General features: G+C 67.9%; 17 protein-coding genes. 9 read left to right on the forward strand and 8 right to left on the reverse strand.

Features of this window, described 5'->3' with window-relative positions; translation table 11 throughout:
• The first annotated feature begins 53 nt into the window (after nt 1-53).
• On the forward strand, nt 54-668 hold the full coding sequence (locus ACTXG9_RS07570; protein WP_005416355.1) for an NUDIX hydrolase: 615 nt from the start codon (nt 54-56) through the stop codon (nt 666-668).
• The gene (locus ACTXG9_RS07575; RefSeq protein WP_021204533.1) at nt 668-1,060 is read left to right on the forward strand and encodes a hypothetical protein; all 393 of its coding nucleotides are present in this window, start codon (nt 668-670) and stop codon (nt 1,058-1,060) included. The genes ACTXG9_RS07570 and ACTXG9_RS07575 overlap by 1 nt, the downstream gene beginning before the upstream one ends.
• A gap of 76 nt (nt 1,061-1,136) precedes the next feature.
• Here the strand turns inward: ACTXG9_RS07575 and serA are convergent, their stop codons facing one another.
• Nucleotides 1,137-2,378, reverse strand: coding sequence for a phosphoglycerate dehydrogenase (gene serA, locus ACTXG9_RS07580; protein WP_019661444.1), 1,242 nt, complete (start codon nt 2,376-2,378; stop codon nt 1,137-1,139).
• Nucleotides 2,379-2,547: 169 nt separating this feature from the next.
• On the opposite strand from serA, the gene ACTXG9_RS07585 reads away from it, so the two are divergent.
• From ACTXG9_RS07585 to ACTXG9_RS07595, 3 genes are all read left to right on the forward strand, one after another.
• Nucleotides 2,548-3,936, forward strand: a complete 1,389-nt coding sequence (locus ACTXG9_RS07585; protein WP_021204534.1) for an FAD-binding oxidoreductase — start codon at nt 2,548-2,550, stop codon at nt 3,934-3,936.
• Nucleotides 3,937-3,998: 62 nt separating this feature from the next.
• On the forward strand, nt 3,999-4,298 hold the full coding sequence (locus ACTXG9_RS07590; protein ID WP_021204535.1) for a DUF2388 domain-containing protein: 300 nt from the start codon (nt 3,999-4,001) through the stop codon (nt 4,296-4,298).
• Nucleotides 4,299-4,368: 70 nt separating this feature from the next.
• On the forward strand, nt 4,369-6,204 hold the full coding sequence (locus tag ACTXG9_RS07595; RefSeq protein WP_241745024.1) for a DUF7844 domain-containing protein: 1,836 nt from the start codon (nt 4,369-4,371) through the stop codon (nt 6,202-6,204).
• On the opposite strand, the gene ACTXG9_RS07600 is transcribed toward ACTXG9_RS07595, so the two are convergent.
• Nucleotides 6,182-7,258, reverse strand: a complete 1,077-nt coding sequence (locus tag ACTXG9_RS07600) for an ATP-binding protein (protein ID WP_021204537.1) — start codon at nt 7,256-7,258, stop codon at nt 6,182-6,184. The two genes, ACTXG9_RS07595 and ACTXG9_RS07600, sit on opposite strands and share 23 nt — an antisense overlap.
• The gene (locus tag ACTXG9_RS07605) at nt 7,258-7,974 is read right to left on the reverse strand and encodes a response regulator (RefSeq protein ID WP_010482545.1); all 717 of its coding nucleotides are present in this window, start codon (nt 7,972-7,974) and stop codon (nt 7,258-7,260) included. Before ACTXG9_RS07605 ends, ACTXG9_RS07600 begins: the two co-directional genes overlap by 1 nt.
• Before the next feature lie 129 nt (nt 7,975-8,103).
• Between ACTXG9_RS07605 and ACTXG9_RS07610 the strand changes: the two genes are divergently transcribed.
• From ACTXG9_RS07610 to ACTXG9_RS07625, 4 genes are all read left to right on the forward strand, one after another.
• A complete protein-coding gene (locus ACTXG9_RS07610) occupies nt 8,104-9,249 on the forward strand; it encodes an efflux RND transporter periplasmic adaptor subunit (RefSeq protein WP_111098926.1) in 1,146 nt (381 codons plus the stop codon).
• A gap of 36 nt (nt 9,250-9,285) precedes the next feature.
• Nucleotides 9,286-12,435: a multidrug efflux RND transporter permease subunit gene (locus tag ACTXG9_RS07615; protein WP_197576010.1), complete on the forward strand. Its 3,150-nt coding sequence runs from the start codon at nt 9,286-9,288 to the stop codon at nt 12,433-12,435.
• Nucleotides 12,416-12,808: a nuclear transport factor 2 family protein gene (locus ACTXG9_RS07620; RefSeq protein WP_180877891.1), complete on the forward strand. Its 393-nt coding sequence runs from the start codon at nt 12,416-12,418 to the stop codon at nt 12,806-12,808. The genes ACTXG9_RS07615 and ACTXG9_RS07620 overlap by 20 nt, the downstream gene beginning before the upstream one ends.
• An 83-nt stretch (nt 12,809-12,891) precedes the next feature.
• Entirely contained in the window at nt 12,892-13,584 is a 693-nt protein-coding gene (locus tag ACTXG9_RS07625) for a COG3650 family protein (protein ID WP_021204541.1), read from the forward strand.
• Nucleotides 13,585-13,664: 80 nt separating this feature from the next.
• On the opposite strand, the gene yeiP is transcribed toward ACTXG9_RS07625, so the two are convergent.
• The 5 genes from yeiP to ACTXG9_RS07650 form a co-directional block, all read right to left on the reverse strand.
• Nucleotides 13,665-14,231: an elongation factor P-like protein YeiP gene (gene yeiP / locus ACTXG9_RS07630; protein ID WP_005409468.1), complete on the reverse strand. Its 567-nt coding sequence runs from the start codon at nt 14,229-14,231 to the stop codon at nt 13,665-13,667.
• Between the two features lie 49 nt (nt 14,232-14,280).
• Nucleotides 14,281-15,051 carry an SDR family oxidoreductase gene (locus ACTXG9_RS07635; protein ID WP_197576011.1) on the reverse strand — a complete coding sequence of 257 codons (771 nt, stop codon included), beginning with the start codon at nt 15,049-15,051 and terminating at the stop codon, nt 14,281-14,283.
• Nucleotides 15,052-15,152: 101 nt separating this feature from the next.
• Nucleotides 15,153-16,049 carry a hydroxymethylglutaryl-CoA lyase gene (locus ACTXG9_RS07640; RefSeq protein WP_021204542.1) on the reverse strand — a complete coding sequence of 299 codons (897 nt, stop codon included), beginning with the start codon at nt 16,047-16,049 and terminating at the stop codon, nt 15,153-15,155.
• Nucleotides 16,046-16,447, reverse strand: a complete 402-nt coding sequence (locus ACTXG9_RS07645; protein ID WP_019661453.1) for a VOC family protein — start codon at nt 16,445-16,447, stop codon at nt 16,046-16,048. Before ACTXG9_RS07645 ends, ACTXG9_RS07640 begins: the two co-directional genes overlap by 4 nt.
• Before the next feature lie 2 nt (nt 16,448-16,449).
• Complete coding sequence (locus tag ACTXG9_RS07650) at nt 16,450-17,238, reverse strand: enoyl-CoA hydratase-related protein (protein WP_019661454.1); 789 nt, start codon at nt 17,236-17,238, stop codon at nt 16,450-16,452.
• Between the last annotated feature and the right edge of the window lie 33 nt (nt 17,239-17,271).

Here is a 17,271-nt window from a genome sequence, read left to right on the forward strand (position 1 = left end):
GCCCGCTGTACCTTAGCCAAAGCTGAAGCCAACGCACAAGCGCAATCGCAACAATGAACGGCGATAATGAGCAGTATTTTTCCGAACCGCCCCCATTCATGCGCCAGACCGCCGAAACCCTTGCCGTGCTTGACGATCGCCTGCGCGGTCTGTTGCGGGACTATGCCCGCCGCGAGCCCGCCCACGACGCACTGGCTGCCGAATTCGGCACATTGCTGGATGATCCGGAAGATCCGTTCCGGCGTGAGCGGCTTGCAGGCCACTTCACCGCGAGCTGCTGGCTGGTCAGCGCCGACGGCCAGCGCCTGCTGCTGACCCACCATCGCAAGCTGCAGCGCTGGCTGCAGCTGGGTGGCCACGCCGACGGCGACCGCGACCTGGCCCAGGTGGCGCTGAAGGAGGCCGAGGAGGAGTCCGGCCTGAGCGGGCTGGTGCTGGAAGACCCGGCCATCTTCGATCTGGACAAGCACTGGATTCCGGAGCGCAAGGATGTGCCGGGGCACTGGCACTACGACGTGCGTTTCGTGATCCGCGCGCTCGGTGGCGAGGCATTCGTGCTCAGCGAGGAGTCGCTTGACCTGGCATGGCGGCCGGTGACCGAGGTCGCGGCCGACCCCGAATCGGATGAATCCATGCAGCGCATGGCGCGCCGCTGGCTGGCACGTTGATGCTCTCGGACGGCTGTGCCGCGTTTGTTGCGGCTCATGCCTGTGGCGAGGCGAAGCAGGATGCTGCCCTTGCGATGATCAAGGCTGCATTGCCAGTCATCACATGCATCGACTGGGAGCGCGTGCCATCGCGCCTGGAGGTCCCCGGGGTGGGGCGGGAGCGGCTGGCGCAGGAGTTGAGCGCCATTGCAGATGCTGTTGGCTTGCCAAGCGAGGCTGCGTTGACGGTTGTCCAAGTGGATGGGGCGGTACCTTCACTGGGCAGCCGCCTGCAGGACTGGCTGGCTCATGCCGAGGAGCTGGATTTCGTCGATACGCTGTTCCTGTCGATGGAAGACAGGGTTCTGATCCATTGGGACTTTTACAAGAACCTCCACGCCGTAAGGTTCTGAGGTGTTCCATCCACGCCATGCGTGGATGGCGCGATGCCGGAAGCAATCCGCCGGGGCATGCCCGGCGACGCCTTGCTCAATACAGGATGCGCGTCCGCAGCGTGCCCGGAATCGCGGCCAGCTCGTCGCGCACGGCGGCGGCCTGCGCCTCGCTGGCGGTGATGTCGATCACCACGTAACCCACCTTCGGGTCGGTGCGCAGGAACTGGCCGTCGATGTTGACGTTGTGGCGCGAGAAGATCTCGTTGACCTTGGACAGCACGCCCGGCACGTTCTGGTGGATGTGCAGCAGGCGCAGGCTGTCTTCGTGTTCGGGCAGGGTCACTTCCGGGAAGTTGACCGCCGACAGGGTGCTGCCGTTGTCGCTGTAGCGCACCAGCTTGGCCGCCACTTCCACGCCGATGTTGTCCTGCGCTTCCAGCGTGCTGCCGCCGACGTGCGGGGTGAGGATGACGTTGTCGTGGCGGGTCAGCGGCGATTCGAAGATATCGCCGTTGCCCTTCGGCTCGACCGGGAACACGTCCAGCGCGGCGCCACCGACGTGGCCGCTGGCCAGGGCCGCGTCCAGCGCATCGATGTCGACCACGGTGCCGCGCGCGGCGTTGATCAGGTGCGCGCCCTTGCGCATCTTCGCCAGCTCGGTGCTGCCGATCATCCACTGCGTGGACGGGGTCTCCGGCACGTGCAGGGTGACGATGTCGGCGCGCGCCAGCAGGTCGTCCAGGCTGGCCGCTGCACGGGCATTGCCCAGCGCCAGCTTGGTTTCCACGTCGTGGAAGATCACCTGCATGCCCAGCGATTCGGCCAGCACGCCGACCTGGGTGCCGATGTGGCCGTAACCAATGATGCCCAGCGTCTTGCCGCGCACTTCATGGCTGCCGCTGGCTGACTTCGACCAGCCGCCGCGATGGCATTCGGCGTTCTTCTGCGGAATGCCACGGGTCAGCATGATCGCCTCGGCGATCACCAGTTCGGCCACGCTGCGGGTGTTGGAGTAGGGCGCGTTGAACACCGGGATGCCGGCCAGTTCGGCCGCGTCCAGGTCGACCTGGTTGGTGCCGATGCAGAAGCAGCCCACCGCGATCAGGCGCTTGGCCTCGGCCAGCACCTCGGCGCTGAGCTGGGTGCGCGAGCGGATGCCGACGATGTGCGCCTCGGCGATGCGCGCCTTCAATTCGTCCTCGGGCAGTGCCTTGGTGTGCGCCTCGATCTGGCTGTAGCCGGCCGCGCTGAACACCTCCACGGCGGTCTGGCTGACCCCCTCCAGCAACAGCACGCGGATATCCTGCTTCGGGAACGAGGTCTTCTTCGGCGACATGGGGCAACACGGCCAGTGGGACAGGGGCCAACCACTATGCCAGATCGCAGCGCTCATGGTGCGGTGCGCAATTGGTTGCATCCGTAGCTATCTGCCTGCTCGCAGGGCTGGACGCTGGCGCGTGTCGCTGGCACGCTTGCCCGTTCTTCACGCCCCGCGCTGGACCGTCATGACCGATTCCCGCATTGCCTCGCTGCAGCAGGCCTGTCCCGGCCTGAAGCTGAAGACCGACCCGGCCGACCTGGAGCATTACGGGCGCGACTGGACCCGGCGCTGGACGCCGGCGCCGTTGGCGGTCGCACTGCCGGCCACGGTCGAGGAGGTACAGGCGGTGATGCGCTGGAGTGCGGGTGAGGGCGTGCCCGTGGTGCCGTCCGGCGGCCGTACCGGCCTTTCCGGTGGCGCGGTGGCGGCCAATGGCGAGCTGGTGCTCAGCCTGGAGCGGATGAACAAGGCGCTGGCCTACGACGCGGTCGATCGCACCCTGGTGGTGCAGGCTGGCATGCCGCTGGAGGCCGTGCACAACGCCGCGCTGGACCACGGCCTGATCTATCCGGTGGATTTCGCTGCACGCGGGTCGTGCACGATCGGCGGCAACATCGCCACCAATGCTGGCGGCATCCGTGTGATCCGCTACGGCAACACCCGCGAGTGGATCGCCGGGCTGAAGGTGGTTACCGCCAGCGGCGAACTGCTGGAGCTCAACAAGGGCCTGATCAAGAACTCCAGCGGCTATGACTTCCGCCAGCTGCTGATCGGTTCGGAAGGCACGCTGGGCGTGATCGTCGAGGCGACAGTGAAACTCACCGATCCGCCGCCAGCCAGCAACGTGATGCTGCTGGCCGTGCCCAGCTTCGAGGTGCTGATGCAGGTGTTCGCCGCGTTCCGCGCGCGCCTGCAGCTGCAGGCCTTCGAGTTCTTCACCGACCGGGCGCTGGAGCACGTGCTGGCGCATGGCGCGCAGGCACCGTTCGACGAGGTGCACCCGTATTACGTGGTCACCGAGTTCGGCGCCAACGACGAAGCGCAGGAAGCGGCGGCGATGGCCGCCTTCGAGGACTGCATGGGCAACGGCTGGGTGAGCGACGGGGTGATCAGCGCCAGCGACGCCCAGGCCGCCCAGCTGTGGCGCCTGCGCGAAGGCATCACCGAATCGCTGGCGCGCTACAAACCTTACAAGAATGATGTCTCGGTGCGGATCTCGGCGATGCCTGCGTTCCTGGCCGAGACCCAGGCACTGATCGGGCAGGCCTACCCACACTTCGACGTGGTCTGGTTCGGCCATATCGGTGACGGCAACCTGCACATCAACGTGCTCAAGCCTGACGACACCAGCGACGCCGATTTCGTGGCGCAGTGTGAACACGTGACCAAGCTGTTGGCGCAGGTGCTGGCCCGGTTCGATGGCAGCATCTCGGCTGAACACGGCATCGGCCTGGTCAAGAAGGGCTACCTGGACAGCACCCGCGGCCCGGCCGAGATCGCCCTGATGAAGGCGGTCAAACGTGCGTTCGATCCCCAAGCGCGGCTGAATCCCGGCAAGCTGTTCGACGTTTGAGCCGGGCAAATCCTTCACGCACCCGTTACGCTCCACGCATCCTCACAACCGGCTTCGAACCGATGACCCGTCCGCTTCTGCTGCTCGCCCTGCTGTCCCTTCCGCTGGCCGGCTTCGCTTCCAGCTTCGCCGGCACCTCGGCCGGTTCCGCCACCGGTGCCTCCTCCGGCTCCTCGGGTAGCAGCTCGGGTGACGACAAGGTGGTACTGGCTGCGCGCGACGACGCTGCGGCGTTCGTCGCCAGCGACGGCCAGATCCGTGGCGCCCGCCTGCAGGCCGCGCTGGCCCACCTGCGTGAGCAGAGTGCTGCCGCACAGCAGCAGAGCGACCTGGAACTGGCCCGCGCGTTGCTGGCGCGTTGATCCGGACTGCATGACCCCGGCGACATCGCGTTCTGTAGAGCCGAGCCATGCTCGGCTGAATGCCTGGCGCATGCGGATCGCAACACTAGCCGAGCATGGCTCGGCTCTACAGAGGCTTGGCCGGTGGAACGCAGCCACGCATGGCGTGGCTCTACTGCTGGTCGCCCACGTCGCGCACGCAGCTGATCGCCTGCAGCTGGACCCGGCAGGGTTGAGCCCTGCACAGCAGCAGGTGGCGACGCAGACCCTGGCCGACGTGCAGGCACTGCTGCCGGATGGCCTGCTCCGTGCATTGCCGGCACAGGTCCAGGTGCGCTGGCGCGATGACCTGCCGGCCGATGTGCACGGCCGCGCTTTCGCCGGGCGCATCGCCCTGCGTCGCGAGCTGTTGGATGATGCCGTGCCCGGCGCGCGCCGCGCACGCCGCAGCGCGCTGGTACACGAACTGACCCATGTCGCCGACCGTACGGGGGCGAACTGGTCACGCAGTGTGCGCTGGCGTGATCTGGCTGGATGGCAGCGCAAGCCCTGGCATCTCGGCCGTGGCGACAACGATTTCCGTGACCGCAGTCCCGATGCGTATGAACTGAAGGACCCGGCCGAGTACCTGGCAGTGAACGCCGAGCATTTCGTGCTCGACAGCGAGTTCGCCTGCCGGCGCCCGGCACTGGCGCAGTGGTTCCAGGTCCATTTCGGAACCCCGCCATCGCTGCCACAGTCGCACTGCGCGAACGCGTTGCCATTGCTGCAGGCCGAATCGGAAGAGGGGGCGGCATCGCTGCTGCAGCTCGACCCGGCGCGTGTCTACGCCGTGGACTACCTGTTCGCCGAGGGCAGTGCGCAGCCGATGAGCCGCTGGGGGCACAGCATGCTGCGGCTGGTGATCTGCCGGCCGGGCCGCGCACCGGGTCCGGACTGCCGCCTGGACCTGGAGTACCACCGCGTGCTGTCGTTCCGCGCGTTCGTCGGCGATGTGCAGATTTCCAACTGGCGCGGCTTGACCGGCGGCTACCCGTCGCGGCTGTTCGTGCTGCCGCTGCAGCAGGTGGTGGACGAGTACACCAAGGTGGAACTGCGGGGCCTGCAGTCGTTGCCCTTGCAGCTGCAACGCGACGAGATCGCCAGCCTGCTCGAGCGCACCGCGCAGGTGCACTGGAGCTATGACGGGCGCTATTACTTCGTCAGCAACAACTGTGCGGTGGAGACCGCCAGGCTGCTGCAGGCCGGAGTGCCCCGGCTGGGCGAGGACGGGCTGGCCCAGCTGAGTCCGCGCGGTCTCAAGCGGCGGCTGGCGCGGCTGGGCATGCTCGACGAGCGGGTACTCACGGACCGCAACGCAGCGCAGGCACAGGGCTATTACTTCGCTTCCGCGCGCGACCACTACCAGCAGTTGTTCACAGTGGCGGCGACCCAGCTGGCCTTGCCCGCGCGCGATGCGCGCGGCTGGTTGAAGCTGCCGGCAGAACAACGGGCACCGTGGCTGCTGAAGGGCAACCTGCGCGCCAGTGCCGGCCTGCTGCTGCTGGAACAGGCGGCACAGCGGCGTGCCGAACTGCGCGCACGCGATGTGCTCAAGCGGCAGCTACTGGCTGCTGCGGACAGCGCGGAAACCCGCAGCCTGCGCAGCCTGCTGGCGCAGAGCGGGCAGTGGTTGCGCCCGGGGACGCTGCTGCAGGGCGGCTACGGGTTGCCGCTGGCCGATGAGCAGGCGGTGCTGGCCGAAGCGGTTGCCACTGCCAGCGCAGAGGCGGTGCCGGCCTGGCAGGCGCTGCGCGTGCAACTGCGCCAGCAGTTGCCGGTGGGCCAGCGCAACGAGATGGATGCGATCGACGCCAACCTCGCCACACTTGGCGCGCGCCTGCGGGAACAGGCAGCCACGCCCGCTACTGGCGCGGCAGTTCGATGACGAAACGGCTGCCGCCGGCGTTGCCTGCCGTGCAGTAGACGCGGCCGCCGTGCGCGTCGGCGATGGCCTTGACCACCGCCAGGCCGAGGCCACTGCCGCCGCCCTGGCGTGAACGTGAGCCGTCGGCACGCATGAACGGGCTGAAGATGTCGGCGTGCAGCTCCGGATCGATGCCCGGGCCCTCATCCTCGATTGCCACTTGCACATGTCCCGGTGTGTCATGCACGGCAATCCGCACCTTGCCCGGGCTGGCATAGCGGCGTGCGTTCTCCAGCAGCGCCAGCAGCGCCTGGCGGAGGCGGGTCGGGTCGCAGTGCGCGTTGTGTTCCTCGCGGCTGGTTTCCAGCTCCAGCACGAAGCCGGCGGCGCGGAACTGCGGATCGACCAGGGTCATCACCGAATGCACTTCGGCCACCACATCGGTGCGCGCGCGACGTACGTCCAGCCGCGCGTTGTCGGACAGGCTCAGCACGCGCAGATCCTCGATCAGGCGCGAGAGGCCCTCGACCTGCGCCAGCAGGCTGCGGAACTGTGACTCGTCCGGCTGGAACACGCCCTCGGCGAGCCCTTGCAGGCGACCGCGCAGGATCGTCACCGGCGTGCGCAGCTCATGGGCGATGGCCGCGTGCCACATCGCGCGCTCGCTCTCCATGTGCTGCAGGCGGCGGGCCATTGCATTGAAGTCCTCGACCAGGGTCGCCACTTCACCCGGCGAATTCTCCTCGACGCTCGCGCGCGCCCCGAGGTCGCCGCCGGCAAGCGCACGCACACTGTCCACCAGTGAATTCAGTGGCGACAGGATACGGTGCGCAAGACGGAACGAAGCGGCGATGGCCAGCGCCAGTCCGGTCAGGATCACGCCCACCATCCATGCCAGTTCCGGCCCGGTCGGCAGCCAGCTTTCCGGCTCCTCGGTGCTGCCGGGGAAGAACTCGACCAGCACCGCGTACAGCAGCCACGACGACAGGATCATCATCACGATGACGCCGATCACCATCAGCGACATCGAGATGATGATGTGGCGGCTGAGCCCGGAACGGCGCAGGCGCGCCATCAGCGGTCGGCCATCAACCGGTAGCCGACACCGCGCACGCTGGCCGGGACGTTGACCATGCCCACGTCATCGAGTTTGCGGCGCAGCTTGCTGACATGGCTGTCGACGGTGCGTTCCAGCGCTTCGCTTTCCGGCAGGCATTCGTGCATCAGCTCGCTGCGGCTGAAGATGCGGGTCGGCGCCAGCGCCATGCAGTGCAGCAGCTTGAACTCGGTGAGCGTGAGCAGCACTTCGTGGCTGTAGCCTTCGCCCTCCACATGCACGGCATGGGTAGCCGAGTCGATCAGCAGCGGGCCCGCCCGCAGCGCGGTCGGTGCGTCCATGCGCGAGGCGCGCAACGTACGCCGCAGCACGGCGCGCACGCGTGCTGCCACTTCGGCCGGATTGAACGGCTTGACCACGTAGTCGTCGGCGCCCATGCGCAGCGCGGTGAGCTTGTCCAGGTCCTGGTCCAGTGCGGTCAGCATGATCACCGGCGTTTCACCGCGCTGGCGCAGCTGGGTCAGCACGCTCCAGCCATCCAGGCGCGGCAGCTGCACATCAAGCAGGACCAGGTCGGGGCGGGCGCTGCGGTGCAGGTCCAGCGCGCTGTGGCCGTCGGCGGCGCGCAGCGTACGCAGTCCTTCGCGTTCCAGATAGGCGGTGAGAATATCGGCGATCTCGGCCTCATCCTCGACGATCAGGACGAGGGCGGCGAGGGCAGGGGCGGCATGCATGCAGGGGCGGGGCCTTAAGGTGCTTGCCTCCATCGTATCTCCACAGTTCCTCCATCGAAACCCCATCATCGCCACGCACACTTCACGCTTCAGAACCTATCAGCCGCCTGCGCGGCATTGTGCACAGCAATGAGAACCTTCAGGACTCCGGTCGCGTTGATCGCGGCCCTCGCCCTGGCCGTGACGGCCTGCTCCGCCCCCGAAGCCACGCCCGAAGCGGCACCGCGCGTCAGCGTGGTCACTGTCGGCCCGCAGGTCGTGCAGCGCGACGATGAACTGCCCGGCCGTGTCGCCGCCGTTCGCACCGCACAGATCCGTGCGCAGGTCGGCGGCATCGTGCAGCGCCGCCTGTTCGAACAGGGCGCCGAAGTGCGCGCCGGCCAGGCCCTGTTCCAGATTGATCCGGCGGCGTTCCGTGCCGATGTCGACTCGGCACTGGCAGCGCTGCAGCGCAGTGAGGCAGCCCTGGGCCGCAGCCGCGTGCAGTCGCAGCGCCTGCATGCGCTGGCGGCCGCGCAGGCGGTCAGCCAGCAGCACCGCGACGATGCCAGTGCCGAGTACGAACAGGCCCGTGCCGCGGTGAACGAGGCGCGCGCGATCCTGGCCCGCCGCCAGCTCGACCTGCGCTATGCCACGGTCAGTGCACCGATTGCCGGCCGCATCGACCAGGCGCTGGTGACCGAAGGTGCACTGGTCGGCGTGGCCGATGCCGAGCCGATGGCGGTGGTGCAGCAGATCGACCAGGTCTACGTCGATGTGCGCCAGCCAGCGGCGCAGCTCGAGTCGCTGCAACGCAGTGCCGGTGGCGGCGAGCTGCCGGTGACGATCATCGGTGCGGCCGGCAGGCCGCTGCCCGAACGTGGCCAGATGCTGTTCTCCGGCATCAATGTCGATGCGCGCACCGGTGATGTGATCCTGCGCATCCTGGTCGACAACCCGCGGCGCCAGCTGCTGCCCGGCATGTACGTGCGCGCGAAGGTGCCGCGGGGTGCGCCGGCCAGCGCACTGACCGTGCCGCAGCAGGCCGTACTGCGCAGTGCCGGTGGCCAGGCCTATGCCTGGGTGATCGGTGGCGATGGCAAGGCGGTGATCCGCACGCTGGAAGTGGACGGTAGTGTCGATCGCCAATGGCTGGTGCGCACGGGCCTGAAGGCGGGCGAAAAGGTGGTGGTCGAAGGCCAGGAACGCCTGCAGGAAGGCGTGGTGGTCGATGCGCGCGACTGGCAGATGCCGGTCGCCAGCGCTGGCGCGGTGCAGGCCGGCAGCAAGGGCTGAGCCTCCACCGGGCCGGTCCCTCCAGGAAAATCCAACATGGCACGTTTCTTCATCGATCGCCCGGTGTTCGCCTGGGTGCTGGCGATCTTCATCATCCTGGCCGGTGTGCTGGCGATCCCGCGGCTGGCGGTGGAGCGCTATCCGGCAGTAGCGCCGCCCAGCGTCAGCATCTACGCCAGCTACCCGGGTGCCAGCCCGCAGACGCTGAATGACGCGGTGGTCGGCCTGATCGAGCGCGAGCTGTCCAGCGTCAAGCACCTGCTGTATTTCGAGTCGTCGGTGGACACCTCCGGCGAAGCCTCCATCACTGCGACCTTCAAGCCGGGTACCAACCCGGAGCTGGCGCAGGTGGACGTGCAGAACCGGATCAAGGCGATCGAGCCGCGCCTGCCGCGCAGCGTGCGCCAGAGCGGCCTGTTCGTGGAAGCAGCCGATTCCGGCTTCCTGATGCTGGTCGGCCTGCGTTCGCCCGATGCCAGCGTCAGCGAGGCCGCACTGGGCGACTTCATGGCGCGCAACATCATCGAGGAGCTGCGCCGCATCGATGGCGTCGGCCGCGTGCAGCTGTTCGGTGCGGAGCAGGCGATGCGCGTGTGGCTGGACCCGACCCGGCTGACCGGCTATGGGCTGACCATGGGTGACGTGGCCGCTGCCATCGAGCAGCAGAACCTGGAGATCTCGCCGGGGCGCATCGGTGATTCGCCGGGTGTTCCAGGCCAGCGCATCACCGTGCCGCTCAGCGCCGACGGCCAGTTGTCCACGCCGGAACAGTTCGCGGCGATCGTACTGCGCGCCGGGGCCGACGGTTCACGGGTGGTGCTGGGTGATGTCGCCCGCGTCGAACTGGGCGCGCAGAGCTATGCCTGGGGCACCCGCGAGGACGGCCATCCGGCCACCGCTGCCGGGGTGCAGCTGCGGCCGGGCGCGAATGCGGTGCGCACGGCGTCGGCGGTCCGTGAGCGCATGGCCGAACTGGCGCCGCTGTTGCCGCGCGGCGTGGAGGCGAGCATCCCGTTCGACACCGCGCCGTTCGTGAAGATCTCGATCCAGAAGGTGGTGCAGACGCTGCTGGAGGCGATGCTGCTGGTGTTCGCAGTGATGTACCTGTTTTTGCAGAACTGGCGCTACACGTTGATCCCGGCGTTGGTCGCGCCCATCGCGCTGTTGGGTACGTTCGCGGTGATGCTGGCGCTGGGCTTCTCGATCAACGTGCTGACCATGTTCGGCATGGTGCTGGCCATCGGCATCATCGTCGATGACGCCATCGTGGTGGTCGAGGGCGTGGAGCGGATCATGGCCGAGGAGGGCCTGCCGCCGCGCGAGGCCACCATCAAGGCGATGCGCGAGCTGACCGGCGCAGTGATCGGCATCACCCTGGTGCTGACCGCGGTGTTCATCCCGATGGCGCTGGCCAGCGGCTCGGTGGGCGCCATCTACCGCCAGTTCACCGTGGCGATGGCGGTGTCGATCCTGTTTTCGGCGCTGCTGGCCCTGAGCCTGACGCCGGCGTTGTGCGCGACGCTGCTGCGCCCGAACACCCATGGCCATCATGGCCGTGGCGGGCTGTTCGGTGCCTTCAATCGTGGCTTCGAGCGGATGACCGGGCGTTACCAGCGTGGCGTGGCGTCGGTGCTGCAGCGGAGCGGGCGGGTGATGGGCGTGTTCGCCGCACTGGTAGTGGCGCTGTTGCTGGGCCTGCACTGGCTGCCGGGTGCATTCCTGCCGGAAGAAGACCAGGGCTATTTCATGACCTCGATCCAGCTGCCGGCCGAAGCCACCGCCGAGCGCACGCTGGCCGTGGTCGAAGCCTACGAACGGCATGTGGCGTCACGCCCGGGCATCGGGTCCAACCAGTCGATCCTCGGCTACAGCTTCTCCGGGTCCGGCCCGAGCGCGGCGCTGACCTACACCATGCTGAAGGACTGGGGAGAGCGTGCAGGAGCCACCGCGGCCGGCGAAGTGGAGGCCGCGCAGAAGGCGATGGCGACGATTGCCGAGGGCGAGGTGATGAGCGTGATGCCGCCGGCGATCGACAGCCTGGGGCGTTCGTCCGGCTTCTCGCTCGCCCTGCAGGCGCGTACCGGGCAGAGCCAGGCAGAGCTGCGCGCGGCCTTGCAGCAGCTGCTGAAGCTGGCCGAGGCCAGCCCGCTGCTGTCGGAGGTGCATGCCGATGGCCTGCCAGCAGGTACCAGCGTGCGGCTGGACATCGACCGCGCCAAGGCCGAGGCGATGGGCGTGGGGTTCGAGCAGATCAGCAGCACGCTGTCGGCGGCGATGGGCTCGCAGTACGTCAACGACTTCCCCAACAAGGGCCGGCTGCAGCAGGTGATCCTGCAGGCCGATGCACCCCACCGGATGGAGCTGGAGGATGTGCTGAGGCTGTACGTGCGCAATAGCGAAGGTGGCATGGTGGCGTTGTCGGAACTGGTGACGCCGCACTGGACCGAGGCGCCGCTGCAGCTGCAGCGCTATCTCGGCTTCCCGGCGCTGAATCTGTCCGGCGCACCGGCCTCCGGCGTGTCGACCGGCCAGGCCATGGCGGAGATGGAGCGGTTGGCGGAGGAGCTGCCGTCCGGTTTTGCCCTGCAGTGGACCAGCCAGTCGCTGCAGGAGCGGGAGTCCGGTGCGCAGGCGCCGTGGTTGCTGCTGTTGTCGATGCTGGTGGTGTTCCTGGTGCTGGCGGCACTGTACGAGAGCTGGTCGATCCCGCTGGCGGTGATGCTGGTGGTGCCGCTGGGCCTGCTTGGTGCGGTTGCTGCGGTGCTGTTGCGGGGCATGCCCAACGACGTGTTCTTCAAGGTCGGCATGATCACCGTGATCGGGCTGTCGGCGAAGAACGCGATCCTCATCGTCGAGTTCGCGCGCCAGCTGCAGCAGCAGGGTCGCGGCCTGGTTGAAGCAGCGCTGGAGGCAGCGCGGCTGCGACTGCGGCCGATCGTGATGACCTCGCTGGCATTCGCGCTGGGCGTGGTGCCGCTGATGCTGGCGCAGGGCGCGTCGAAGGAAACCCAGCAGGCGATTGGAACCGGTGTGTTCGGCGGCATGGTCAGTGCGACCGTGCTGGCCGTGTTCTTCGTGCCGGTCTTCTATTTAGTGGTGCAGGGCGCGCGGCAGTGGATCGCGCAGCGCCTGCGCAGGCGCCGGCCGATGCCGGGAGGAACCGTGGATGGAACGGGACATCGTTGAAGATCTGCATGAGCGGCAGTTGGCAGCGCTGGAACAGCGCCTGCGGCAGGCATTGCTGGATGACGACCACGATGCGCTGACCGCGCTGGTATCGCCGGCCTTGTTCATGATGGATGGCCACGGCGGCCGCATGCTCGACCTGCCGTGGCTGGGCGACTGGCTGACCGGAAACCTGCAGGTGCGCAGCCTGCAGTCGTACGCGGTGGAAACGTTGCTGTGCGGACGCCTGGCATTGTTGTCCAGCGACGTGCGCTTGTCGGTGCGCGGGCAGGGCCAGGAGCGCGAGCTGAAACTGCGCCTGCTGCGGGTGTGGACCTGCAGTTCCGGCGAAAGCGGCGCGCAGCTGCTGTCGATGGCGGTACTGGCCGCATGAGCGCGGTCAGGGCGCTTTCAGGCCCCGCTCACCGCGAGGTGGTAGGGTCGAGCATTCCTGTAGTGTCGACAAGGAGTCGAGCCATGCGTGTAGTTCCCAGTCTGTTGGCAGCCTCCCTGGGGTTGGTGCTGGTCGCGTGCCAGCCGGCCCAGGCACCCGCGGCGGGCAGCAATGACGCCCCGCCTGCCACGCCGCAGCCGAGCGCCAACACGGAAGGTGGCAGCGAGACCGCCTACCAGTGTGGTGATCTGAGTGTGGGCGCGACATTCAATGGCGAGGATGCTGCCACGCTGGTGATCGGCGAGCGTAGCTTCGCCATGACCTCCGAGCGCGCGGCATCCGGCGCCAAGTACAGCGATGGTCTCGGCAACAGCTTCTGGACCAAGGGCAGCGATGATGGCCTGCTGAGCCTGAAGGGCGAACCGGATCGCGAGTGCCATGCGGTGGAAGCTACCGAAGGCGATGGCAGCGCCGGCAATGCGGCATTCCGTGCCACCGGCAATGAACCCGGCTGGCTTGCAGTCGTCGACGGCGATGCGCCGGGCCTGCAGGTGGAGGTCGATTATGGCGAGCGCCGCTTCGACGTGGCCAAACCCACCCAGGGCGCTGATGGATGGAGCGGAAAGGCGTCCGACGGCACCGACGTCAAGCTCAGCTTCCAGCGCACCACCTGCCAGGATGACATGAGCGGCGAGGCGTTCGAGGCCAAGGCGATGCTGACTGTCGGTACCCGCCAGTACCATGGCTGCGGCAACTTCGGTGCGAAACAGCCGTAACCGCTGCCACCGATGATCCGTCCGCTGCCTGCGGCGAACACGCCGCAGGCAGGAACAGGCAGCCGATCAGCGCGAGGCGCTTAGTCGGCACGGCCGGCGAATTCGCCGGTGGCGGTGTTCACCAGCACGCGTTCGCCATTGACGATGTACTCGGGCACCATGATTTCGATGCCGGTGTTGAGCTTGGCCGGCTTCGGGCGCTTGGTGGCGGTGCCACCCTTCAGTTCCGGCGGCGTCTCGATCACCTCCAGCACCACGGAGGCCGGCAGCTGGATCGCCACTGGCTGCTCGTCGATCACCTGCACGTAGATGCCGGTCAGGCCGTCGGTGATGTAACCGGCGTCGTCGCCGATCACGTCCGCATCCAGGGTGTACGGGGTGTAGTCCTCATCATCGAGGAAGACGAAGGCATCGCCGTCCTTGTACGAATAGGTGGACTGGCGGCGCAGCAGTTCGACCTCGACCAGGTTGTCGTCGGCATCGAAGCTGGCGTCGAGCTTGTTGCCGCCCGGCACGCTGTACATGATGAAGCGGAAGCGGACGTTGCCGCCGCGACCCTGCGGCGAGCTGCGCTCGATGTCGCGGATCTGGTACACGCCGTTGTTGTACTCGACGACGTTGCCCTTCTTGATGTCGTTGGCTTTCATGGTGATCTAGGTCGTTGGGGGAGGGCGCCTTCCCGGCGCCCGGGGGGAATCACTTCGGAGCGAGGCGGGTAGCGCCGTCCAGGCGGATGGTCTCGCCGTTGAGGTAGGTGTTGCCGAGAATGAAGCCGACCAGACTGGCGAAGTCTTCCGGCTTGCCCAGGCGCGACGGGAATGGGATCGAGGCGGCCAGCGACTGCTGCACGGCTTCGGGCATGCCATCGACCATCGGCGTCCAGAACACGCCAGGAGCAATCGTATTGACGCGGATGCCGAAGCGCGACAGTTCGCGTGCCATCGGCAGCGTCATCGAGACCACGCCGCCCTTGCTGGCCGCATACGCGGCCTGGCCGATCTGGCCTTCATAGGCGGCGATGCTGGCGGTGTTGATGATCACGCCGCGCTCGCCGTCTTCGCCGGCGTCGTTGTGCTGCATGCGATTGGCCGCGGCCTTGGCCACGTTGAAGCTGCCGACCAGGTTGACCATCACCGTGCCCTGGAAGCCGGCCAGCGGCATCGGGCCTTCCTTGCCCAGCACGCGACCGGCGCCGAGGATGCCGGCGCAGTTCATCGCCACGTTCAGGCCGCCGAGGAAATCGTGGGCCTGGTCGATGGCTGCAGCCACGGCCGCCTCATCGCTGACGTTGACATTGAAATAGCGGGCCTTGTCGGCACCCAGCCCGGCAACGGCAGCTGCACCCTTGTCATCGTTGAGGTCGAACAGAGCCACCTTGCCGCACTGGGCGACGAGGTGCTGGGCCACGGCCAGGCCGAGGCCGGAGACGCCGCCAGTGATCACGGCACGTACGGAAGACAGCTGCATTGCACGGTCCTGCAGGTTCGAGAACCGCCGATTCTAACGGAAGCGGCGACCGTCGCCGTTGTGCGCTGCGCCGCCCGAGCGGGAGCAGCGCCGCGGGGTGCTCAGCCGGTCGCTGCGAGCGCCTGGCCGGTGCGGCTGGCGGTGGCGCGGCCGAGCAGGCCGGCCAGCCAGCGGCCGGTCTCGGCCAGTGCCGGCAGGTCCACGCCGCTCTCCAGGCCCAGGCCCCGCAGCAGGTAGACCACGTCTTCGCTGGCGACGTTGCCGCTGGCACCCTTGGCATACGGGCAGCCACCGGCCCCGGAGACGGCACTGTCGACCACGCGCACGCCTTCTTCCAGGCAGGTGGCGATGTTGGCGACGGCCTGGCCATACGTGTCGTGGAAGTGCACGGCCAATGCCTCCATCGGAATCTCGGCAGCGACCGCCTGCAGCATCGCCCGTGCCTTGCGTGGGGTGCCGACGCCGATGGTGTCGCCCAGCGAGATTTCGTAACAGCCCATCTGGTGCAGGGCGCGCGCCACCCGTACCACGTCGGCCAGTGGAACCTCGCCCTGGTAGGGGCAGCCGAGCACAGTGGAGACGTAGCCGCGCACGCGCACGCCATCGGCGGCGGCGCGGCGGAGGATCGGCTCGAACCTGGCCAGCGACTCGTCGATGCCGGCATTGGTGTTGGTTCGGTTGAAGGCCTCGGACGCAGCGGTGAACACCGCCACTTCCTCCACGCCCACCGCGCGGGCGCGGTCGTAGCCCTGTTCGTTCGGCACCAGTACAGGGTAGTGGATGCCGGGGCGGCGCTGGATGCCGGCGTAGACCTCGGCGGCATCGGCCAGCTGCGGAATCCACTTCGGGCTGACGAAACTGGTCGCCTCGATGCTGCGCAGGCCGGTGGCCGACAGGCGGTTGATCAGTTCGATCTTGTCGGCGGTGGACACCGACTGCTTTTCGTTCTGCAGGCCGTCACGCGGGCCGACCTCGACGATGCGGACGTAGTCGCTCATGCAGCCACCTCGCCGACTGGGCGATGGCAGACCGCTTCGATGTTGTTGCCGTCCGGGTCGAGCACGAAGGCGGCGTAGTAATCCGGGTGGTACCACGGGCGCAGGCCCGGCGCGCCGTTGTCGCGGCCACCGGCGGTGAGGGCGGCGGCGTGGAAGGCGTCCACCTGCGCGCGGCTGGCGCAGGCGAAGGCCACGTGCACGCCGTGGCTGGCGGTGCCGCCATTGCCGAGCCAGAAGAACGGCTTGCCGTCGCTGCCGAAGCCGACGTGGTCGTGGTCGCCGGTCAGTTCGGCGCTCACTTCCATCACCACGCCGATCTGCAGTGGCGCCAGTGCCTGCAGGAAGAAAGCCTTGCTGCGCGCCAGGTCGGCGCTGGTCAAACCAAGATGATCGAGCATGTTCAGGCTTCCGTGACCCAATGGGGGGCGCGCTTGTCGAGGAAGGCGCCCAGGCCCTCCTGGCCCTCGGCGGACACCCGCAGGCGCGCGATCAGGGCGGCATTATCGCGATCCAGGGTGTCGCGGTCATGGCTGTCCCGGACCTGGCGCACCAGCTGCTTGGCGGTGGACGAGGCGATCGGGCCTGCCTTGTCGAGCAGGGCCAGCTGGCGTTCCAGCGCCTCGTCCAGGCGCTCGGGTTCGACCAGCTGGTGGACCAGGCCGATCCGCAGTGCGGTCTCGGCATCGAAGTGCTCGCCGGTGGCGAACCATCGACGGGCCTGGCGTGGGCCGATGGCCTCGATCACATAGGGGGAGATCACCGCCGGCAGCAGGCCCAGGCGGCTTTCGGTCAGGCCGAAGCGGGCCGCGGTGCTGGCGATGGCGATGTCGCAGCAGGCGACCAGGCCGACACCGCCGCCGAAGGCCGCGCCGTGGACCCGTGCCAGGGTCGGCTTGGGCAGCTCGTCCAGGGTGCGCATCAGCCGGGCCAGGGCCAGCGAGTCCTCGCGGTTATCGGCTTCGCTGGCCGCAGCCATGCCGCGCATCCACTGCATGTCGGCGCCGGCCGAGAAGGAGGCGCCATGGCCGGCCACCACCACGGCCCGGATCGAATCGTCCCGTCCGGCGGCCTCCAGCGCGGCGGTCAGCCGGGCGATCAGGCTGGCGTCGAAGGCATTGTGCAGTTCCGGCCGGTTCAGCCAGAGGGTGATGACGGCGCCGCGGCGCTCGATCTGCAAAGCATCGTTCATGGGATTCCAGGGTCACTCCATACCTGTATGGAT

It is taken from the genome of Stenotrophomonas maltophilia group sp. LNF247 (assembly GCF_054083135.1).

Excerpts from the sequence above, each read along its gene's own strand:
- ACTXG9_RS07650 (WP_019661454.1), bottom strand. The coding sequence starts at position 17,238 with ATGAACGATGCTTTGCAGATCGAGCGCCGCGGCGCCGTCATCACCCTC.
- ACTXG9_RS07645 (WP_019661453.1), bottom strand. The coding sequence starts at position 16,447 with ATGCTCGATCATCTTGGTTTGACCAGCGCCGACCTGGCGCGCAGCAAG.
- ACTXG9_RS07625 (WP_021204541.1), top strand. The coding sequence starts at position 12,892 with ATGCGTGTAGTTCCCAGTCTGTTGGCAGCCTCCCTGGGGTTGGTGCTG.
- ACTXG9_RS07585 (WP_021204534.1), top strand. The coding sequence starts at position 2,548 with ATGACCGATTCCCGCATTGCCTCGCTGCAGCAGGCCTGTCCCGGCCTG.
- ACTXG9_RS07595 (WP_241745024.1), top strand. The coding sequence starts at position 4,369 with ATGCGGATCGCAACACTAGCCGAGCATGGCTCGGCTCTACAGAGGCTT.
- ACTXG9_RS07610 (WP_111098926.1), top strand. The coding sequence starts at position 8,104 with ATGAGAACCTTCAGGACTCCGGTCGCGTTGATCGCGGCCCTCGCCCTG.
- ACTXG9_RS07620 (WP_180877891.1), top strand. The coding sequence starts at position 12,416 with ATGGAACGGGACATCGTTGAAGATCTGCATGAGCGGCAGTTGGCAGCG.
- ACTXG9_RS07575 (WP_021204533.1), top strand. The coding sequence starts at position 668 with ATGCTCTCGGACGGCTGTGCCGCGTTTGTTGCGGCTCATGCCTGTGGC.
- ACTXG9_RS07570 (WP_005416355.1), top strand. The coding sequence starts at position 54 with ATGAACGGCGATAATGAGCAGTATTTTTCCGAACCGCCCCCATTCATG.
- ACTXG9_RS07600 (WP_021204537.1), bottom strand. The coding sequence starts at position 7,258 with ATGGCGCGCCTGCGCCGTTCCGGGCTCAGCCGCCACATCATCATCTCG.
- ACTXG9_RS07615 (WP_197576010.1), top strand. The coding sequence starts at position 9,286 with ATGGCACGTTTCTTCATCGATCGCCCGGTGTTCGCCTGGGTGCTGGCG.
- ACTXG9_RS07635 (WP_197576011.1), bottom strand. The coding sequence starts at position 15,051 with ATGCAGCTGTCTTCCGTACGTGCCGTGATCACTGGCGGCGTCTCCGGC.
- ACTXG9_RS07605 (WP_010482545.1), bottom strand. The coding sequence starts at position 7,974 with ATGCATGCCGCCCCTGCCCTCGCCGCCCTCGTCCTGATCGTCGAGGAT.
- ACTXG9_RS07640 (WP_021204542.1), bottom strand. The coding sequence starts at position 16,049 with ATGAGCGACTACGTCCGCATCGTCGAGGTCGGCCCGCGTGACGGCCTG.
- ACTXG9_RS07590 (WP_021204535.1), top strand. The coding sequence starts at position 3,999 with ATGACCCGTCCGCTTCTGCTGCTCGCCCTGCTGTCCCTTCCGCTGGCC.
- serA (WP_019661444.1), bottom strand. The coding sequence starts at position 2,378 with ATGTCGCCGAAGAAGACCTCGTTCCCGAAGCAGGATATCCGCGTGCTG.
- yeiP (WP_005409468.1), bottom strand. The coding sequence starts at position 14,231 with ATGAAAGCCAACGACATCAAGAAGGGCAACGTCGTCGAGTACAACAAC.